18 protein-coding genes and 2 tRNA genes are annotated in these 17,609 nt (G+C 70.6%); 7 read left to right on the top strand and 13 right to left on the bottom strand.

What is annotated here, in order from left to right; genetic code table 11:
* Window positions 1–186 precede the first annotated feature (186 nt).
* The 6 genes from ACZ61C_RS44895 to ACZ61C_RS44870 all read right to left on the bottom strand — a co-directional run bounded on the left by ACZ61C_RS44895 (window position 187) and on the right by ACZ61C_RS44870 (window position 7,165).
* Complete coding sequence (locus ACZ61C_RS44895) at window positions 187–1,815, bottom strand: glycosyl hydrolase family 18 protein (RefSeq protein WP_465314087.1); 1,629 nt, start codon at window positions 1,813–1,815, stop codon at window positions 187–189.
* A 633-nt stretch (window positions 1,816–2,448) separates the two neighbouring features.
* A tRNA-Arg gene (locus ACZ61C_RS44890) sits at window positions 2,449–2,522 on the bottom strand.
* 41 nt (window positions 2,523–2,563) lie between these two features.
* A tRNA-Ser gene (locus ACZ61C_RS44885) sits at window positions 2,564–2,653 on the bottom strand.
* A gap of 65 nt (window positions 2,654–2,718) precedes the next feature.
* Window positions 2,719–4,434 carry a phosphatidylglycerol lysyltransferase domain-containing protein gene (locus tag ACZ61C_RS44880; RefSeq protein ID WP_465314086.1) on the bottom strand — a complete coding sequence of 572 codons (1,716 nt, stop codon included), beginning with the start codon at window positions 4,432–4,434 and terminating at the stop codon, window positions 2,719–2,721.
* 37 nt (window positions 4,435–4,471) lie between these two features.
* Entirely contained in the window at window positions 4,472–6,451 is a 1,980-nt protein-coding gene (locus tag ACZ61C_RS44875; RefSeq protein WP_465314085.1) for an acetoacetate--CoA ligase, read from the bottom strand.
* An 84-nt stretch (window positions 6,452–6,535) separates the two neighbouring features.
* A complete protein-coding gene (locus ACZ61C_RS44870) occupies window positions 6,536–7,165 on the bottom strand; it encodes a dienelactone hydrolase family protein (RefSeq protein WP_465314084.1) in 630 nt (209 codons plus the stop codon).
* A gap of 146 nt (window positions 7,166–7,311) precedes the next feature.
* Here ACZ61C_RS44870 and hisC point away from each other — a divergent pair, with 146 nt between their 5' ends.
* Window positions 7,312–8,367 (top strand): histidinol-phosphate transaminase, encoded by a 1,056-nt coding sequence (gene hisC, locus ACZ61C_RS44865; protein WP_465314083.1) that lies wholly within the window; start codon window positions 7,312–7,314, stop codon window positions 8,365–8,367.
* Here the strand turns inward: hisC and ACZ61C_RS44860 are convergent.
* The 4 genes from ACZ61C_RS44860 to ACZ61C_RS44845 form a co-directional block, all read right to left on the bottom strand.
* Entirely contained in the window at window positions 8,357–9,130 is a 774-nt protein-coding gene (locus ACZ61C_RS44860; protein ID WP_465314082.1) for a sulfite exporter TauE/SafE family protein, read from the bottom strand. The two genes, hisC and ACZ61C_RS44860, sit on opposite strands and share 11 nt — an antisense overlap.
* Before the next feature lie 78 nt (window positions 9,131–9,208).
* Window positions 9,209–9,676: a hypothetical protein gene (locus tag ACZ61C_RS44855; RefSeq protein ID WP_465314081.1), complete on the bottom strand. Its 468-nt coding sequence runs from the start codon at window positions 9,674–9,676 to the stop codon at window positions 9,209–9,211.
* 76 nt (window positions 9,677–9,752) lie between these two features.
* On the bottom strand, window positions 9,753–10,202 hold the full coding sequence (locus tag ACZ61C_RS44850; RefSeq protein WP_465314080.1) for a GNAT family N-acetyltransferase: 450 nt from the start codon (window positions 10,200–10,202) through the stop codon (window positions 9,753–9,755).
* Entirely contained in the window at window positions 10,178–10,384 is a 207-nt protein-coding gene (locus ACZ61C_RS44845; RefSeq protein WP_465314079.1) for a hypothetical protein, read from the bottom strand. The genes ACZ61C_RS44850 and ACZ61C_RS44845 overlap by 25 nt, the downstream gene beginning before the upstream one ends.
* 35 nt (window positions 10,385–10,419) lie before the next feature.
* On the opposite strand from ACZ61C_RS44845, the gene ACZ61C_RS44840 reads away from it, so the two are divergent.
* A complete protein-coding gene (locus tag ACZ61C_RS44840) occupies window positions 10,420–11,103 on the top strand; it encodes a FadR/GntR family transcriptional regulator (RefSeq protein WP_465314092.1) in 684 nt (227 codons plus the stop codon).
* Window positions 11,103–11,915 carry a class I SAM-dependent methyltransferase gene (locus ACZ61C_RS44835; RefSeq protein WP_465314078.1) on the top strand — a complete coding sequence of 271 codons (813 nt, stop codon included), beginning with the start codon at window positions 11,103–11,105 and terminating at the stop codon, window positions 11,913–11,915. The genes ACZ61C_RS44840 and ACZ61C_RS44835 overlap by 1 nt, the downstream gene beginning before the upstream one ends.
* Window positions 11,916–12,018: 103 nt before the next feature.
* Here ACZ61C_RS44835 and ACZ61C_RS44830 read toward each other — a convergent pair whose 3' ends face one another.
* On the bottom strand, window positions 12,019–12,276 hold the full coding sequence (locus ACZ61C_RS44830; RefSeq protein WP_465314077.1) for an FBP domain-containing protein: 258 nt from the start codon (window positions 12,274–12,276) through the stop codon (window positions 12,019–12,021).
* A 90-nt stretch (window positions 12,277–12,366) separates the two neighbouring features.
* Between ACZ61C_RS44830 and ACZ61C_RS44825 the strand changes: the two genes are divergently transcribed.
* Entirely contained in the window at window positions 12,367–13,860 is a 1,494-nt protein-coding gene (locus ACZ61C_RS44825; RefSeq protein WP_465314076.1) for an adenylate/guanylate cyclase domain-containing protein, read from the top strand.
* Here ACZ61C_RS44825 and ACZ61C_RS44820 read toward each other — a convergent pair.
* A complete protein-coding gene (locus ACZ61C_RS44820) occupies window positions 13,848–14,843 on the bottom strand; it encodes a beta-ketoacyl-ACP synthase III (RefSeq protein WP_465314075.1) in 996 nt (331 codons plus the stop codon). The two genes, ACZ61C_RS44825 and ACZ61C_RS44820, sit on opposite strands and share 13 nt — an antisense overlap.
* Window positions 14,844–15,056: 213 nt before the next feature.
* Between ACZ61C_RS44820 and ACZ61C_RS44815 the strand changes: the two genes are divergently transcribed.
* The 3 genes from ACZ61C_RS44815 to ACZ61C_RS44805 all read left to right on the top strand — a co-directional run bounded on the left by ACZ61C_RS44815 (window position 15,057) and on the right by ACZ61C_RS44805 (window position 16,400).
* On the top strand, window positions 15,057–15,530 hold the full coding sequence (locus ACZ61C_RS44815; protein ID WP_465314074.1) for an Lrp/AsnC family transcriptional regulator: 474 nt from the start codon (window positions 15,057–15,059) through the stop codon (window positions 15,528–15,530).
* 61 nt (window positions 15,531–15,591) lie between these two features.
* A complete protein-coding gene (locus ACZ61C_RS44810) occupies window positions 15,592–15,732 on the top strand; it encodes a hypothetical protein (RefSeq protein ID WP_465314073.1) in 141 nt (46 codons plus the stop codon).
* A gap of 263 nt (window positions 15,733–15,995) precedes the next feature.
* On the top strand, window positions 15,996–16,400 hold the full coding sequence (locus ACZ61C_RS44805) for an SsgA family sporulation/cell division regulator (protein ID WP_465314072.1): 405 nt from the start codon (window positions 15,996–15,998) through the stop codon (window positions 16,398–16,400).
* 89 nt (window positions 16,401–16,489) lie between these two features.
* Here ACZ61C_RS44805 and ACZ61C_RS44800 read toward each other — a convergent pair whose 3' ends face one another.
* Complete coding sequence (locus tag ACZ61C_RS44800; protein WP_465314071.1) at window positions 16,490–17,593, bottom strand: S1 family peptidase; 1,104 nt, start codon at window positions 17,591–17,593, stop codon at window positions 16,490–16,492.
* Window positions 17,594–17,609: the final 16 nt, after the last annotated feature.

Below are 17,609 nucleotides of genomic sequence, written 5' to 3'. Positions count from 1 at the left end.
CGTCGGGCCCGGCGGCGACACCGGGGAAGAACGTCCCCCTCCCCCCTCCCTCCCCTCCCCCCCCCCCCCCCCCCCCCTCCCCTCCCCCCCCCCCCCCCCCCCCCCTCCCCCCCCCCGCCCCCCCCCCCCCCCCCCCCCCCCCCCCCCCCCCCCCCCCCAGCCCGAGTGCGGGCAACCACCGGCGCTTCACGACAGGCCGTTCTTCATGGCGGTGATGAGCTCGCCGTTGCTCGTGTCACCGGTCAGCTCCCAGAAGAAGGCGCCGCCGAGACCCTGCTGCTTGGCGTAGGACATCTTGCCGCCGATGGTGCCCGGGGTGTCGTAGCTCCACCAGTTGCTGCCGCACTTGGCGTACGCGGTGCCGGCGAACGTGCCGGTCGACGGGCAAGAGTTCTTCAGGACCTTGTAGTCCTCGATGCCCTGCTCGTACGTGCCCGGCGCGGGGCCGGTCGCCGTGCCACCCGGCGTGCTCTGCGTGACACCGGTCCAGCCACGGCCGTAGAAGCCGATGCCCAGCAACAGCTTGCTCGACGGGACACCCTTGCTCTTCAGCTTCTGGATCGCCGCGTCGGAGTAGAAGCCCGGCGTCGGGATGCCGGTGAAGTTGGTCAGCGGCGAGTGCGGGGCCGTCGGACCCTGCGGCGCCCAGGCACCGAAGTAGTCGTAGGTCATGACGTTGAACCAGTCGAGGTACGGCGCCGCGCCGGCGTAGTCGGCGACGTCGAGCTTGCCGCCGTTGCTGCCGTCCGCCGAGATGGCCGAGGTGACCAGGAACGACGAGCCGAACTTCGAGCGCAGCGCGGACATCAGGTTCTTGTACGAGTTGGCGCCGCTGGAGTCACAGGAGAGCCCGCACGCGTTGGGGTACTCCCAGTCGATGTCGATGCCGTCCCAGATGTCGGCCCAGCGCGGGTCCTTCAGCAGGTTGTAGCAGGACTGCGCGAAGGCGGCCGGGTTCTGCGCGGCCTGGCCGAAGCCACCGGAGTACGTCCAGCCGCCGAACGACCAGATGACCTTGAGGCCCGGGTGCATCTTCTTCAGCTTGCGCAGCTGGTTGAAGTTGCCCGCGACCGGCTGGTCCCAGGTGTCGGCGACACCGTCGACGCTGCCCGCGGCGTCGTAGGTCTTCTGGTAGTCGGCGTACGGGTCGTCGTTGGCGGTGCACTGGCCGTTCTTGACGTTGCCGAACGAGTAGTTGATGTGCGTCAGCTTGTTCGCCGAACCCGACGTCTCGATGTTCTTGACGTGGTAGTTGCGGCCGTAGACGCCCCACTGCACGAAGTAGCCGACGTTCTTCAGCCCACCCGGCGGGGGCGGGGTGGTGGTGGTCGTCGTCGGCGGCGTGGTGGGCGTGGTCGGGGTGGTGGTCGGCTGCGTCGGGGTGGTCGGCGTGGTGGTCGGGGTGCCACCGCCGGCGTCGCAGGAGCCGCTGTTCAGCCGGCAGTTGGAGGGGGCGGCGTAGGCGCCCGAGTAGGAGACGTTGAAGCCGAAGCTGACGCTGCCGCCGTTGCCGACGTTGCCGTTCCAGGTGTTCTTGACCGTGACGTGCTGGCCGGCGGCGGTGTAGCTGCCGTCCCACAGCGAAGCGATCTTCGCGCCGGACGGGAGGTCGAACTCGACCGTCCAGCTGGGCAGCGCCGAACCGGAGCCGTTGGCGATCGTGTACTTGCCCTCGTAGCCGGTGCCCCAGTCGGAGCCCTTGGTGAAGCTCGCGCTGACACCACCGGCGGCACTCGCCGGCACGGTGACGAGCCCGATCGCGATCGCGCCGACCGCGGTGAAGAGACCGAGGAGGTGCCATCTCTTTCTGGACATAACTCTCCCTTGAGCCAGGTACAGGCCGACGCGCACCAGGGGGACCAAGATGGTGATTTGCGCCGTTTGCGAAGACGTTACGTGGTCCAGACCAATTATGGAAGCACGAGTACAGAGAGTGCCGAAGGCGCCGGACCGGTTGCGGCATTGGCGAGTTGACTGGTCCAGTCCAGTTACACAAAGCAGCCGAACCAAGGGGCGCGGAAGACACCGTCGCATCCCTTCGCCGGGTCCGCGCGACGCGGAAAGCCCGACCTGAAGCACAGATCGCGACCATTCGCAGCATTCCTGTGACCCAGTTCATCGCCCGCAGCAGGTGATGTTCGTCATTTATCCCCCAACTGGGGTAAAGCAATGTTAAAGCCTGGCCAATTAGGCCATTTGGCCCAATGCTTTACCTATTACCGCGCGGTAACCCCTTTGGACACACCGACGGAAGGACTCACCATGGGTATCTCGGACATCGTTTACGCAGCCGCCGACATCGCCTACTTCGCGATCCACAGCGTCGGGAACCTGGTCCACTTCCTGGTGGGCTGACCAGGTTCCGCAGTGGACTGTCGCGAATGCAAGCAGGGCCTCGTTTCCCATCGGAAACGAGGCCCTGCTCGGTACTGCTGTCTCAACCAGACGTGCGCCCGAAGGGATTCGAACCCCTGACCTTCTGATCCGTAGTCAGATGCTCTATCCAGCTGAGCTACGGGCGCGTGTTCAGTTGTAACCTAGCACCCGGCGAACCGGGTACCAGCGGAGGCTCCGGGATTTGAACCCGGGAGGGGGGGTTACCCCCAACCGCATTAGCAGTGCGGCGCCATAGACCAGACTAGGCGAAGCCTCCTGGGCCCAACGACCACTGCTCAGATAGGTTACACACCCCCCGGACCACCTCCGAAGGCACCCCCCTCACGCTCGGCGCAGCAGTCTGAGCAGGCGCGGAGATCGTCCGCCGAGCCCCTCGGCCTCGAACGTCGCGATGCCGACGCGCGGGAGTTCGCGGACGCCCGGGTACACCAGGTACCTCGGCACCCAGCGCGGCTGGAACTTGGCGTTGAAGCGGTACAGCGTCTCGATCTGGATCCAGCGCGAGAAGAAGTGGAGCACCTTCGCGGACATGCGCGCGACCGGGCCGGCGCCGATGCGCCGGCCCTGTTCCATCAGGGCTCTGAACGCCGCGAAGTTCAGGGACACCTGCTCGACGTCGTGCCTGCGGGCGGCCAGCAGGAGCTCCGAGATCATCAGCTCGTTGACGCCGTTGTCGGCCGTGCGGTCGCGGCGCATGACGTCCAGCGAGAGGCCCTTCGAGCCCCACGGCACGAACTGGAGCACCCCGCGGACCCGGCCACCCTGCTCGGCCGTCACCAGCACCGATCCCGTGTCTCCCATGCGCCCCAGCGCCATCGAGAAACCACGCTCGGTGTCCGTGCCGCGCCAGTTCGCGGCCAGCGCCTCCAGCTCGGCCAGCTCGCCCGGTCGCAGGTCCTCCGTGCGGCGCACCAGCACCTTGTACCCCGCGCGCTTGGTGCGCGCCGCGGCCTGGCGGACGCCGCGCATGGTGCGGCCGTCCAGGGTGAAGTCCTCGACGTCGACGACGGCTTCGTCGCCGATCTCCAGCACCTCCAGGCCGAACCGGGCCCAGACCGTCGCGCCCAGCTCGGAGACGCCCATCGCCGCCGGGACCCAGCCGTTGCGGCGGCAGACCTCCAGGTACTCCTCGATCGCGCCCGGCCACGCCTCGTGGTCGCCGAGCGGGTCGGCCGAGCAGAGCGCCACCCCGGCGATCACGCGGTAGGTGACCGCGGCCTTGCCGGTGCGGGAGAACACCGCGAACTTGTCGCGACGCAGGGCGAAGTACCCGAGGGAGTCACGCTCGCCGTGCTCGTCCAGGAGCTTGCGCAGGCGTGTGACCTCGTCGTCGGTCAGCCGCGGCGCCGGCTCGGCCGAGCGCAGCAGGAAGTACGCCGACACCAGGACGGCGGCGAGGCCGAACAGCAGCCCGACGGCGGCCGTCATGTCCTCCAGCCACATCTGGTGGAAGACGGCGGGCCCGCTGGCCCCGACGAGCGCGAGCGCGGACTCCGCAAGCCGGTCCGGGAAGCTCAGCGGCTCCAGCACCGCGTGGGACGCCACGGACAGCAGGATGACGTTGATCACGAACCCGGCCAGCACCAGCTGCAGGAACACGCGCACCGCGCGCCAGCGTCCGACGACCGGGTCCGGTTTCGCGACGAAGTAGCGGCGGTTCGCGATCAGGCCCACCAGCAGCACGACCGACACCAGCCCGGCGCCGAAAACGTGCCTCAGGCCGAGGTGCGACACCGTGAGGAGCACCGTCGCGCCGACCGCGAGCTGCCACGCCCGGCGCTTGCGACGCCGCAGGCCGGCGGCCAGCAGCACCAGCAGCACGCCCGTGACCAGCGCGATCGTCGCCGCGGCGACGGTGGCGTCCTGCGGCAGCTCCAGCCACTCCGACAGGCGCCCGCGCAGGTTCCGGCGCCCGGCCGGCACCAGGACCGACACGAGTGTCATCAGTCCGGCCAGCCGGGTCACCCAGGTGATCACCCCCACGGTGGTGGCCCCCGCCACCCGCCAGGTGGTCTGCGCGCGTGTCCCCGTCACCACCTGTGCAACCCGTTGCAGGTGATCATGCTTCCCCCGTCTACCCCCCGGCGAGCTCCACGAACGGCGTCAGCGCCGCCGGGTTGGCCAGCGCGTCGCGGCTGACGGCCCGGTCGGGAGCCACACCGGCGAGGATCTTCTTCACCGGTACCTCACACTTCTTACCGTTCAAGGTACGAGGAATCTCGGAAACCACGACGAACCGATCGGGTACATGGCGCGGTGACAGGGCGCTGCGGAGCTCCTTCCGCAGCGTCGGCTCGATGTCTTCGATCTCGACGCCGTCCGCGAGCACCACGAAACAGATCAGCCGACCGTCCTCGTTCCCGGCCGCCGAGGTGTCCACGACCAGGGAGTCCGCGATCTCGTCGTACCCCTCGACGACCCGGTAGAACTCCGCCGTGCCCATCCGGACGCCGCCGCGGTTGAGCGTCGAGTCGCTGCGGCCGTAGATGACCGCCGAGCCGCGGTCGGTGATCCGGATCCAGTCGCCGTGGCGCCACAGCCCCGGGTACATCTCGAAGTACGCCTCACGCAGGCGCGAGCCGTCGGGGTCGTTCCAGAAGAACACCGGCATCGACGGCATCGGCTTCGTGATCACCAGCTCGCCGACCTGCTCGACGACGGCGTTGCCGGCCTCGTCGAACGCGGTGACCGCGGCGCCCAGCGCCGGGCAGGAGAGCTCACCCAGCCAGACCGGCACGTCGGGCGCGGACGCGACGAACGCCGCGCACAGGTCGGTGCCGCCGGAGACCGAGCAGATCTGCACCTTCGGGCCGATCTCGTTCACGATCCACCGGAAACCTTCGACGCTCAGCGGGGCGCCGGTCGAGCCGAGCGCGCGCAACGCCGTCAGGTCGTAGCGCTCGGCGGGCTTGATGCCCTTCTTGAGGCAGCTCTGGATGTACGGCGCCGACGTGCCGAAGTAGGTGACGCGGTGCTGCTCGGCCAAGTGCCAGAGCGCGTTCAGGTCCGGGAAGCCCGGGTTGCCGTCGTAGAGCACGATCGTCGTGCCGACCAGCAGGCCGGAGATGAGGAAGTTCCACATCATCCAGCCGGTGGTGCTGAACCAGAAGAACCGGTCGCCGGGCCCGAGGTCGGTCTGCAGCGCGAGGGCCTTGAGGTGCTCCAGCGTGATGCCGCCGTGGCCGTGCACGATGCCCTTCGGCAGGCCCGTGGTGCCGGACGAGTAGAGCACCCACAGCGGGTGCGCGAACTCGACGGGCTCGAACAGCAGCGGCGCGCCCTCGTGCTTCGCGAGCAGCTCGGCCCAGTCGTGCGCACCCTCGAGCCGGCCCTCGCCGACGTACTCGACGACCACGGTCGCGGCCAGCGACGGCAGCTTCTCCCGCAGGTCGGCGACCGTCGTCCGGATGTCGAACTGGCGGCCGTTGTACGCGTAGGCGTTGACCGCGAAGAACAGCTTCGGCTCGATCTGGACGAACCGGTCGGCGACCGCGCGGACGCCAAAGTCGGGTGAGCACGACGACCAGACCGCGCCGATGCTCGCCGCCGCGAGGAACGCGACCAGCGTCTGCGGGCAGTTCGGGGCCAGCGCGACCACCCGGTCACCCTTGCCGACACCCAGCTCGAGGAACGCCGCCCGGGCCGCGGCGACCTGCGCGCGAAGCTCGCCGTACGTCAGCTGGTCCGCGAAGCCGTCTTCGCGGTGGAAGATCACCGCGGTCTCGTCGTCACCCTTCGCGGCGCCCGCGACGCCGGGGGTGAGCGCGTGCTCGGCGTAGTTCAGGGTGCCGCCCTGGAACCAGACGGCGTTCGGCATCTCGCCCGCGAGCACTTCGCCCGGCTGGTCGTGCCAGCGGACGCCGAGGAAGTCCGCGACCGCCTGCCAGAAGTCCGGGCCGCGGTCGACGGAGAACTCCCAGAGCGAGCGGTAGTCGTCCACCTCGACCCCGCGCTCGGCCCGCAGCCACTGGCGGAAGGCTTCGATCTTCGTGTCGGCAACGTGGCTCGGCTCGGGGCGCCAGAGCACTTCGGGGGCGTCGGCGGTGTGCGTCACGCCCCGAGCCTAATCCCTCGGATCACGAAGTCACTGTGGTCGAAACCGACACTCGGCCCGCCTCTGGTGTGGCGGGCGCCGACATCACCGCAGGTGCGCGTCGAACCAGTTGAGCGTGCGCTGCCAGGCCTCGGCGGCCGCGCCGGGGTCGGCGTCGAAGCGGTGGTTCGCACCCGGGTAGTGGACGACGTTCGTGGCGACCTTCGCCGACGCCGCGGCGTCGCGCAGCCGCTCCACCTCGGCGCCGCCGGCCTCGTCACCGGCGTCGCCGTACATGCCGAGCCAAGGGCTGGTGAGCCGACCGGCGATCTCGACCAGCGCCGGCAGCTCCGCGACCTGCTGCCCGCCGACGCTGACGGCGGCCCCGAGCCTGCGGTGCGAGGCGACCACGAGCGCCGCGGTGCCGCCGAGGTCGAAGCCCATGACGCCGAGCAGGTCGGCCTGGACGCCGCGTTCGACGAGCCAGGCGAGTGTGATGTCCGTCGCGTCGAGGAGGTCCTGCTGCGTCAGCTGGTCGTTCTCGAGGTGCGGGGTGACGGTCAGCCAGCCTTCGAGGGCGAGGCTCGCGAGCAGCAGTTTCACTCCCTCGGTGACGCCGTCCGCTTCGTGCAGCACCACCAGGCCACCGCGTAGCGCGCCCTCGGGTTCCGAAAAGGTCAGGCGGAGGGCACGGCCGTCGGTGCGCTGGTAGTCCACGGTGCTGGTCGACGTCATTGCGTCACTCAATCACTTCGAGGTGAACGGAAGAAACCCAGTGTCGCAGGTAACTGCACCGGCAACCGTTTGAAGGGGCTCGCGTGGTGGCGGCCGGAAAAGATACGGTGACGGGGTTGTCCCGTTCAACCGGAGGAGCGCCGAAGATGTCGTCCGTGTCCCCGCGTGCCGATCTCGAATCGTTGCCGAAATACATCCCCGGCCGGACGATCGAAGGCGCCATCAAGCTGGCGAGCAATGAGGTGCCCGGCGGTGCGCTGCCGAGCGTCGCCCGCGCCATCGCCGAAGCCGCCGCGGGTGTCAACCGGTACCCGGACACCGGCTCGCAGCTGCTGCGCGAGCGGCTGGCGCGCGAGCTGGACGTGCCGGTCGAGCGCGTCGCGATCGGCTGCGGCTCGGTTTCGCTGTGCCAGCAGACGATCCAGGCCGCGTGCGCGCCCGGCGACGAGGTCATCTTCGGCTGGCGGTCGTTCGAGGCCTACCCGATCGTGACGCAGGTGGCGCACGCCGTCTCCGTCAAGGTGCCGATCACCGGAGGCCAGGAGCTCGACCTCGACGCGATGCTCGCGGCGATCACCGACCGGACGCGCATCGTCTTCGTCTGCAACCCCAACAACCCCACCGGGACGGCGGTCCGCCGCGCCGAGCTCGAGCGCTTCCTGGACGCGGTGCCCCAGCGCGTGCTGGTCGTGCTGGACGAGGCGTACAAGGAGTTCGTCACCGACCCGGAAGTTCCCGACGGCATCGAGTACACCCGCACGCGCCCGAACGTCATGGTGCTTCGCACGTTCTCGAAGGCGTACGGGCTCGCGGGCCTTCGCGTCGGTTACGCCGTCGCGCCGGAAGCGGTCGCCGACGCGCTTCGCCAGGTGTACGTGGCCTTCTCGGTGAACATGCTCGCGCAGGTGGCCGCGCTGGCGTCGCTCGACGCGGCGGACGAGCTCTTGGCGCGCTGCCAGGAGATCATCGCCGAACGCGGCCGGGTGCGCGACGAGCTGGTCGCCGCCGGGTACCGGGTGCCGGAGACGCAGGCGAACTTCGTCTGGCTGCCGCTCGGGGACCAGGCGGTGCCGTTCGCCGAGCACGCGCTGGACCGCAAGCTGGTGGTGCGCCCGTTCGCCGGTGACGGCGTGCGCGTGACCATCGGGACCCGCGACGAGAACGACCTCTTCCTGGCCGCCGCGCGGGAGTTCAGTCGCTGAACTGCTTGACCACCAGCTGGATCACGGCGGCGACGCCGATCACGACGATCACGCCGCGCAGCACCGCCGGCGGCAGCTTCCGGCCGATCTTCGCGCCGAGGAAGCCGCCGGCGGTCGAGCCGACGGCCAGCCAGAGCACGACGGGCCAGCTGATCGGCGCGACGAACGCGTAGATCACCCCGGCGACGACGTTGACGACGGCGGCGAGGACGTTCTTGACGCCGTTGAGCTTCTGCAGTGGTTCCGACAGCAGCATCCCCATGACGGCCATCAGCATCACGCCCTGCGCGGCGGTGAAGTACCCGCCGTAGATGCCGATGAGGAAGATGAAGAACATCAGCAACGGCCCGGCTTTGTGCTCTTCGCCGTTGTCCTCGCGGCGCTTCGCGACCCACTTCGAGACGCGCGGCTGCACGATCACGAGGATCACGGCGAGCCCCACGAGCACGGGAACGACGGCCTCGAACGCGTCCTTCGGCAGCGACAGCAGCAGGATGGTGCCGCCGATGGCGCCGAGGAACGACGCGACGGCGAACTTGGCGGTCTGCCGCCAGTAGCCGGTGAGCTCGTGCCGGTAGCCCCAGGCGCCGCTGAGGGTGCCGGGCGCGAGCCCGATCGCGTTGGACGTCGTCGCCGTCACCGGCGGGTACCCCAGCGCGACCAGGACGGGAAAGGTCACGAGGGTCCCCGACCCGACCACGGCGTTGATGGTGCCGGCCCAGATCCCGGCGACCACGATGATCACCGCGTGCCACCACGTCATGAAGCGCTCACGTGCGGAGCCTAAGCATGGTGGGCCACTCCCGCGACGCGGATGTGTCTGGTCAGACACTTCCGTCGGCTAGATCAGGGCGCGGAACTCGCCGAAGAGCGCGAGCACGTCGTTGAAGGCGGCGGAGCAGCCCTTCCCGTCGGCGCCGCCGTTGCTGGTGAACCACGCTTCGCACCCCTGCAGGACATCCGCCCGCTTGCCGGTTTCGTCGAGCTTCTCCAGCGCTGCGGTGAAGCGGGACGCGTCGGGATCGGCCTTGATCTTGGCCTGCGCCTCGGTGACGCCCGACCGCACGGCGGCCACGGAGTGGTAGCAGTGGGGCAGGTCCGGCACGCAGGAGAGCAGCACACTGCCGATCGCGTCCAGCTTGGTGACCTCCGCGTCCCCGAGGACGGTCGCCAAGGATCGCGCGGTCGTCGGCGCTGCCGAGGTCGGCGGCGCGGGTGGTGGCGGTGCGGGTGTCGGTTCCTGGGTGCCGCCGCATGCGGCAAGCAGGAGTCCGAGTGCCGCGATCCCGGCAAGGCGCAGGTTGGTCACGTCGCTCCCCTCGGCCGTCGAGTGGCAACGCTACGGCCGGGACTCGGGGACCGGTCCCCCGCTCATCAGGGTCTGGTCACGGCGCTCCTTCCGGCACGTGCGCGGGGACGACCTCGGACTCCACCCGCCAGCCCAGCGAGCCGTACAGCCCGCGCCCGGCGGCCGAAGCCAGCAGGACGCTCGACCGCGCCCCCGCGGCGGCGCCCAGCCGGTGCATCACCACGCGGCCGAGGCCGCGGCGCCGGTGTTCGGGTTCCGTGACGATCCGGTCGAACACCGCCACCCCCGAATCCACCGCGACCCAGCCGCGGGCCGCCGGCTCGCCCGAAGCGGTCACCGCCACCTCCCACACCGGGCCTTCGCCGCTGACCGTCACCGCGTACGGCGCCGGGACCTCGGCGGGCGGACAGACGCCGTCGAGCGTCATCAGGTACTCCGTCTCCCCCACCTCCCACTCCGCCGTCAGGCCCTCGACCACCGCGGGACGCGCGCCGCACGTCTTCAGCCACGTGCCCGGCGCCGCCACGTCCGGGCCCGCGCGGGCACCGCCGACGGTGACCGCAGCAGGTAGCGGACGCGGTGGCCGGGCAGGCCCACGTCGACGCGGAGGCCGTCCGGCTCCTCGACCGGCGGCGGCGTCGCCCGCGACACCGCCCAGCCCCGCACCCACGCCCCCAAGATGTCCACGCCGGTGATCATGACAGCCACCCCCGACAGTTTCCGGAGCTGAGAAGATGGACGCCGTGGACACCGAGCAGGTCTGGAGCGCGACCGTCGACCGGCTGCGGTCGCTGATCGACTCCGGGAAGCTGCCGCCGGGCTCGCGGCTGCCCGCCGAACGCGTCCTGTGCGAGGACCTCGGCATCAGCCGCGGGTCGCTGCGGCAGGCGCTGCGCGTGCTCGACTCGATCGGCTACGTCCGGATCCGCGCCGGCTCCGGCACCTACGTCCGTGAGCAGCAGGAACAGCCGTTGCGCAGCTGGTTCACCGAGCACGACCAGCTCGTCGAGAAGCTCTTCGACCTGCGCGCGACCGTCGAGCCGACCCTCGCCGAACGGCTCGCCCGGCACGCCACCGCGAAGACCGTGAGCCGCCTCGAGGACAACGTCGACGAGATGGCGAAGGCGGCCGAGGACGGCGACATGCTGCACGTCATCGCCGCCGACGCCGAGTTCCACCGGGTGATCGCGCAGAACGCCGGCAACGACGACGTCGCCGGGCTGCTGCGGTCGGTGCTCGCCCTGGTCGGCGAGGAGCGGCGGCTGGCCCTGCGGCTGCCCGGCCAGATCCGCAAGGCCGTCGACGAGCACCGCGCGATCCTCGACGCCATCCGCCGGTCCGACCCGGCCGCGGCCCGCGAGCTGACCCTCAAGCACCTGGTCGACGCCAAGACGTACGCGCACGACTTCGCCGCGGAGGAGCGCTGATGGAGAAGGTGCACTTCACCGAAGAGAAGGCCACGATGCTGGCCACGCTCTACGGCCGCGCGCTCGACAGCCGCGAGGCCGACCCCGTGCTCGGTGACCACGCCGCCGACGAGGCCGTCCGCCGGATCGACTACGACTTCGCCCAGCTCGGCATCACCCGCGACAGCGCGGTGAGCGTCGTCCTGCGGGCGAAGCCGATCGACGCGTGGGCCGCCGACTACCTCGCGAAGCACCCGGACGCGATCGTGCTGCACCTGGGCTGCGGTTTGGACACCCGGTTCCAGCGCCTCTCCCCGCCGGAGACCGTGCACTGGTACGACGTCGACTACCCCGAGGTCGTCGAGCTGCGCGAGAAGCTCTTCGCGCCGGCGCCCCACCACACGAACATCGGCACGTCGGTGACCGACTTCGCGTGGCTCGACCAGGTTCCCTCCGACCGGCCGGCGCTGATCGTCGCCGAGGGCCTGACCATGTACCTGGACCCGGAGAAGGGCCACGAGCTGATCCGGCGCCTGGTCGCGAAGTTCCCGTCCGGCGAGCTGGTCTGCGACGTCTTCAACCGGCTCGGCATCAAGGCGCAGAAGCTCAACACCCCGGTGCGCCGCGTGGGCGCGACCCTGCACTGGGGCGTGAACGACCCGCACGAGCTGGAGCGCGACGGCCTCACGATGGTGTCCTCTTTGGACGCCGCGCACTGGTCGACGCCGGAGGTCATGGCCCGGCTGCGGCCGTTCACCCGGTTCCAGCTCCGGCTGGTGAAGTACGTGCCGCCGCTGGCGAAGATGGCGCACATCGTGCGGTACCGCTTCTAGCGGGACTCCAGCACCCGCGCGACGAACTTGTGCACCCGCTCCTCCAGGCGCGCGAGACGCTGTTCGAGCGTCAGAGTCTCGTGCGGCTGGGGCACGTCGGACTTCAGCTCCCCGCGTACTGGTTGCACCCCAGGTTCCCGCAGGCGTAGATACCCAGCGTGTTGCCTTCGCGGCCGAGCTTCCCGGCGCGCCTGCCCGAGAACAGCGTGATGTCGGCGAGCCCGTGGGTCGTGGTGCAGAAGCCGCAGATGTTGCTGCGCAGCCGGGACTTCGGCGCGGGAGCGGTGCAGATGACGAACGAAGCCCGGATCTCCTCCCGGCTGTACGAAACTGGGCTTCGCCCAGGCCGGGGCTCCGCCACCCGGACCGAAGGGTGGGTGGCTCCATGGTCCGCACCGTAACCACCGGCCACCGGCGGTGGCCACGGATTTTCGGCCGTACGATCAACGCCGTGCGCAAGATCGCCGTGAAGAACTTCCGGGTGGTGTTGCGCACCAGCCTGGGCTTCGCCGGGCTCGGCATCGGGTCCAGTGTCGCCGGCTCCGGGGTGGTCGCGCTGCTGCTGGTGCTGCAGGGCCTGCCGAAGGACGTCGGCGAGCGGGGGTGGGTGCTCGGCCTGACCGCGGGCGGCATCGTCGTCGTGTCGCTGCTCGCCGGGACGCTGTGGACCGCGTGGCTGCAGCGCCGCACCGCGGTCTGGTTCGTGCTCGGGCGGCCGCCGTCGGAAAGCGAGGCGAAACGCGCGCTGCGGCTGCCGGTCGACATGGCCGTGGTCAGCGGCACCCTCTGGCTGATCGGCACGCTCGTGCTCGCCGTCCTGGCCGGCGTGCTCGGCTCGGGTGAGGACGCCGCCGGCATGGCGACCGTCATCGGGCTCGGCGGCCTCACCACCGTCGGCCTCACCTACCTCGCGGCCGAGTGGGTGGCGCGGCCGGTGATGACGATCGCGCTCGGGATCCTGCCGCCGCGGGGCTCGCTGCCGGTCACCGTGCTGACCCGGCTGGTCGTCACCTGGGCGCTGGCCAGCGGGGTCCCGTTCGTCGGCGTGCTGCTCGTCGCCACCCCGCCGGACCTCGGCGCCGGCAACCCCACCGCGAGCCTGGTCATGCTGTCGGTGATCGGCCTGGTGGTCGGCGCGATCGGCACCGCGCTGCTGGCCAGGGCGGTCGCGGCGCCGCTGCACCGGCTGCGGGTCGCGCTCGACCGGATCGCGCGCGGCGACACCACCGTCGCGGTCGACGTCGACGACTCCAGCGAGATCGGCCTGCTCCAGACGTCGGTGAACCAGCTCGCGTCCGGGCTGCGCGAGCAGGCGCGGATGCGGGACCTCTTCGGACGGCACGTCGGCGCCGAGGTCGCCCGGCACGCGCTCGAGTACGGCGCCTCCCTGTCCGGCGACGTCCGCGAGGTGACGGCGTTGTTCGTCGACGTCGTCGACTCGACCGCGCTGGCCTACCGCACCCCGCCGGAGGAGCTGGTCGGGAAGCTGAACCGGCTGTTCGCGGCCGTCGTCTCCGCGGTCGACGCGCGCGGCGGGCTGGTCAACAAGTTCCAGGGGGACGCCGCGCTGTGCATCTTCGGCGCCCCGACGCGGCTCGCGGACGCGCCCACGGTCGCGCTGGCCTCCGCCCGCGCGATCCGGGACGCGGTCCGCGACGCGGGTGAGCTCGACCTCGGCATCGGCGTCTCGACCGGCCCGGTGTTCGCCGGGCAGCTGGGCACCAGCAGCCGGCTCGAGTACACCGTGATCGGCGACGCGGTGAACGAGGCCGCGCGGCTCACCGAGCTGGCCAAGGCGACGCCGTCCCGGATCCTCGCGAGTGACGCCGTCGTCTCCTCGGCCCTGGCCGATGAAGCCGCGCACTGGGTGGAGCACGGCGAGCTGGAGCTGCGCGGCCGCCAGGCGGCGACGCCGACCTGGACCGCGGAACCTCAGGCCGGCTGACCCAGGTCCGGCCAGGTCAGCACCGTCGAGCCCCAGGTCAGGCCCGCGCCGAACGCGCTGAGCAGGACCCGGTTGCCGGGGGTGAGGGTGCCGTCGCGCCGGGCGTCGTCCAGCGCGAGCGGGATCGACGCGGCGCTGGTGTTGCCGACGCGGTCGATGTTGGCGACCACGGCGTCGGCCGGCATACCGAGCTGCTTCGCCGTCGCCTGCAGGATCCGGATGTTCGCCTGGTGCCCGACGAACCGGTCGACGTCGCCGACCATCCAGCCCGCCCGCTCCAGCACGGTCCGGGACGACTCGGCCATGCGCGCGCAGGCGTGCCGGAACACCGCGGTGCCCTGCATCGCGAGGAAGCGGTCACCCGGGTCGTCGGAGAGCCGCTTGCGCGCGCCGCCGGCCTCGACCCACAGCAGCTCGGCGTGCTCACCCTCGCTGTGCAGGTCGAACGGCCCGAAAGCGCCGGGCTCGCCGGCGTCACCGGCCCGCAGCAGGACGGCGCCGGCGCCGTCGCCGAAGATCGGCACGGTGGTGCGGTCGGCGGGGTCGATGAGCGTGGTGAAGGTGTCGGCGCCGATCACGAGCACACGCTCGGCGAGGCCGCCCGCGATGAACCCCGCGGCCGTCGCCAGCGCGTAGACGAAGCCGCTGCAGACGGCGTTGACGTCGAACGCCGCGGCCGTGCCGAGCCCGAGCCGGGCGGCGACCTGCGGTGCGCTGGCCGGACAGGGCTGGTCGGGCGTGGAGGTGGCGAGGACGACCATGTCGGCGCCGGTCCCGGCCGACGCCAGCGCCCGGCGGCCGGCCCCGACCGCGAGGTCCACAGTGGACTCGCCGGGCCCGCCGACACGGCGTTCGCGGATGCCCGTGCGGGTCCGGATCCACTCGTCCGAGGTGTCGAGCCGGGCGGCGATCTCGTGGTTGTCCAGGACTTTTGTCGGCAACCACGAGCCGAGACCGGTCAGCACGGCGGCAGGTGCGGGCACGGGAGAGCCTCCCCACGCCGGCGGGTTGGCGAAGCGTCCGGCTGGTCTTCCACTTGTATGGGCTACCCCCTGGTAGACCGGTCAGTTGTGTTCCAGCTCACTCAGAAAGTTGTTTCATCTTCCCCTCGTACGGAGTAGTGAGCGGCGTCACGGCCGAGTGAGCCGACGGCGAACTCGCGGCAAATCGTCGGGGGTCCCCGTTAGCCTGCTGGGGTGCAGACTCCCGACCTCGACCAGCTCGACATCGCCATCCTCGCCTGCCTCCAGGCGGACGCCCGCACGATCGCCGAGACGATCGGCGCGAAGGTCGGGTTGTCGGCCGCGGCGGTGCAACGGCGGATCAAGCGGCTGCGGGAGGCGGGGGTGATCGAGCGCGAGGTCGCGGTGCTGTCCCCGCAGGCGCTCGGGCTGAGCATGACCTTCGTCGTCATGGTCGAGATGGAGCGCGAGAACCTCGCGGTGCTGGACGCGTTCCGCCGCCAGATCCTCGCCGACGACTGCGTGCAGCAGTGTTACTACGTCACCGGCAACGCGGACTTCGTGCTGATCGTGACGTGCCCGGACATGAGCGGCTTCGAGGCCTTCACGCGACGGATGTTCTTCGACAACCCGAACGTCCGGCACTTCACCACGAGCGTCGCGATGGACCGGGTGAAAGTGGGGCTCAACCTGCCGCTGGGCCCGTAGGCGGGGGCGCGGGCGGGTCGCAGCAATAGTCTGGAGCTGTTCCAGCGCGAGCAAGTTCGCGGTGCTGCCGATCGTCGTGCGCGACCTGCTGCACGGTCCACAGTGGATCGCACGGACCGCGATCACCGTCGGCTCCGCGGTGCTCTTCGCGGTTTCCTTCACCCTGCTCGCCCCGTGGGAAATCGTCCCTCTGTCCTCCTGACGTGGTCCGCACTGGCCCTGACCTGCGCGGCAACCGTCCCGGCGCTGCTCGTGCTGCGAAAAAGCTGCCGGACGCGCTGCGCGAGCCGTCACCACCTGTCGCCGGCCGAGCGCAAGGGGTATGTGCCCGGCGTTACACCACAATGGACGGATGCAACCGATCAAGTGAACGTGAGAGTTTCTCCGTCATGACGATCGGCCCTGGTCATCTCCTTGCCGAACAGTTCGCGCCGCGCGAACCGCCACCGGACTCCAGGAGGGGCCATGCACACCGACGCAGTTCACCAGAGCCAGTTCGTGGTGCTGAACGAGAGCACCACACCCGTCCTCTCGCGCCTCTCCTACCACGCGCACGAGCCGTTCGCGGTCACCGTCGCGTTCCGGACCGAGCGCGGCCGGTGGATCGAATGGACCTTCGCGCGTGACCTCCTCGTGGCCGGGCTCGACGAGCCGGCCGGCCTCGGCGACGTCCGGGTCCGCCCGGACCTGTCCGAGGACGAAGACTTCCTCACCCTCGAAATCGAGTCACCGGACGGCTATGCGTCGTTCGAGCTCGAGGTCGAGGACGTCCGGTCGTTCCTCGACGCGTCCTGCGAACTGGTGCCGCTCGGCGAAGAGAGCGCGCACTTCGACGTCGACGGGCTGATCGAGGAGATCAGCAACGTCTGACCCCCGACCTCCCATTCCCGCGGCGAGGACAAGGGCGGGTTTCGAGTGCGCTGGAGGCACTCGAAACCCGCCCTTCGCTGTTTCGCGGGTCAGCTGGTCTTCAGGGTGGTGCCGGTGCCGGAGAGCGCGCCGGCGATCGGGTAGAAGTAGGTCACGGACGTGTTGCCGCCGGACAGGATGCCCTGCGCCGAGTTGCCGCTGATGAAGCCGCCGCCCGAGTCACCGGCCGCCGAGCGGACGTTGGTCGCGGTCATGCCGTTGACCGTGCCTTCGGCGTAGCGGACGCTCTGGTTCTTGGCGCCGATCGTGCCGCAGGTCCAGCCGGTGGTCGAGCCGGCCTTGCAGACCGAGGTGCCGGTCGCCGCGTTCGACTGCCCGCGCACGGCGGTCCCGTTGTTCATCTGCGCGACGGGGGTCCAGCTGCTGTTGGTCCGGACCGCCGCGTAGTCGACCCCCGGGAACCGGTAGGTGATCCAGCTGCCGAGCGCCGCGCCGTTGGACCCGGTCAACGAGCCGCCGCCGGTGAGCGCGCCACAGTGCCCGGCGGTGACGAAGCCGGTCGTGGTCGAGAACCCGACCGAGCACCGCGACGAGCCGCCGATGTAGTAGGCGTCACCACCGCGGATGTTGGCGTGCAGGGCCGGTTTCGCGGCCGCGTCGAGAATCGTCACCGACGACTTGTCCACACCGGACCGCGTGAGGAACGCGTCGGCGGCGGCGCGCTGCCCCGACAGGACGGAGAGCGTGACGCGGTTGGTGGTGGAGTCCACGCCCCAGCCCGTGATCGCGTACGGCGCCGAGCTGTCGAGGGCCGTGAACTTGTCCACAGTGGAGTCGAGCTGGCGGGCGCTGAACTTCACGACCTCCGCCTCGGCCCCGGACGCTTGGATCTTCGCGACCTCGGCGGCGTTCGTCGTCTGGATGTGCGCCTTGCCCGTGGCGGCGTTGTAGGTGGCGCCGCCGAACGCGTCGCCGAGCGTCGCGCTGACGGCTTCGGTGACCTTGTTCGCGACGTCCTCGCTCTTCAGCCGCGTCAGCACCTGGTCGTGGGTCAGGCCCAGGTCCCGCTGCATGGCGGGCACGATGTCCGGGTTCAGCAGGTCCTGGCCGGACGCGGGCACGGCGAGCGCGGTGAGCGCGCCGGTCGCCATGACCGCGGTGGCAGCGGCACCGAGAAGTCTCGCGATCTTCATGCTTCTCCCTAGCTGG

This window comes from Amycolatopsis sp. NPDC104587 (assembly GCF_055583645.1).
Note: the sequence above shows the minus strand (reverse complement) of the source record. Positions and strands in the feature narration are given on the sequence as shown.

What these genes read in the sequence shown, in the direction of transcription:
- ACZ61C_RS44800 (WP_465314071.1), bottom strand. Translation starts at nt 17,593, where the DNA reads ATGAAGATCGCGAGACTTCTCGGTGCCGCTGCCACCGCGGTCATGGCG.
- ACZ61C_RS44870 (WP_465314084.1), bottom strand. Translation starts at nt 7,165, where the DNA reads ATGACGTCGACCAGCACCGTGGACTACCAGCGCACCGACGGCCGTGCC.
- ACZ61C_RS44835 (WP_465314078.1), top strand. Translation starts at nt 11,103, where the DNA reads ATGGAGAAGGTGCACTTCACCGAAGAGAAGGCCACGATGCTGGCCACG.
- ACZ61C_RS44860 (WP_465314082.1), bottom strand. Translation starts at nt 9,130, where the DNA reads ATGACGTGGTGGCACGCGGTGATCATCGTGGTCGCCGGGATCTGGGCC.
- ACZ61C_RS44895 (WP_465314087.1), bottom strand. Translation starts at nt 1,815, where the DNA reads ATGTCCAGAAAGAGATGGCACCTCCTCGGTCTCTTCACCGCGGTCGGC.
- ACZ61C_RS44805 (WP_465314072.1), top strand. Translation starts at nt 15,996, where the DNA reads ATGCACACCGACGCAGTTCACCAGAGCCAGTTCGTGGTGCTGAACGAG.
- hisC (WP_465314083.1), top strand. Translation starts at nt 7,312, where the DNA reads ATGTCGTCCGTGTCCCCGCGTGCCGATCTCGAATCGTTGCCGAAATAC.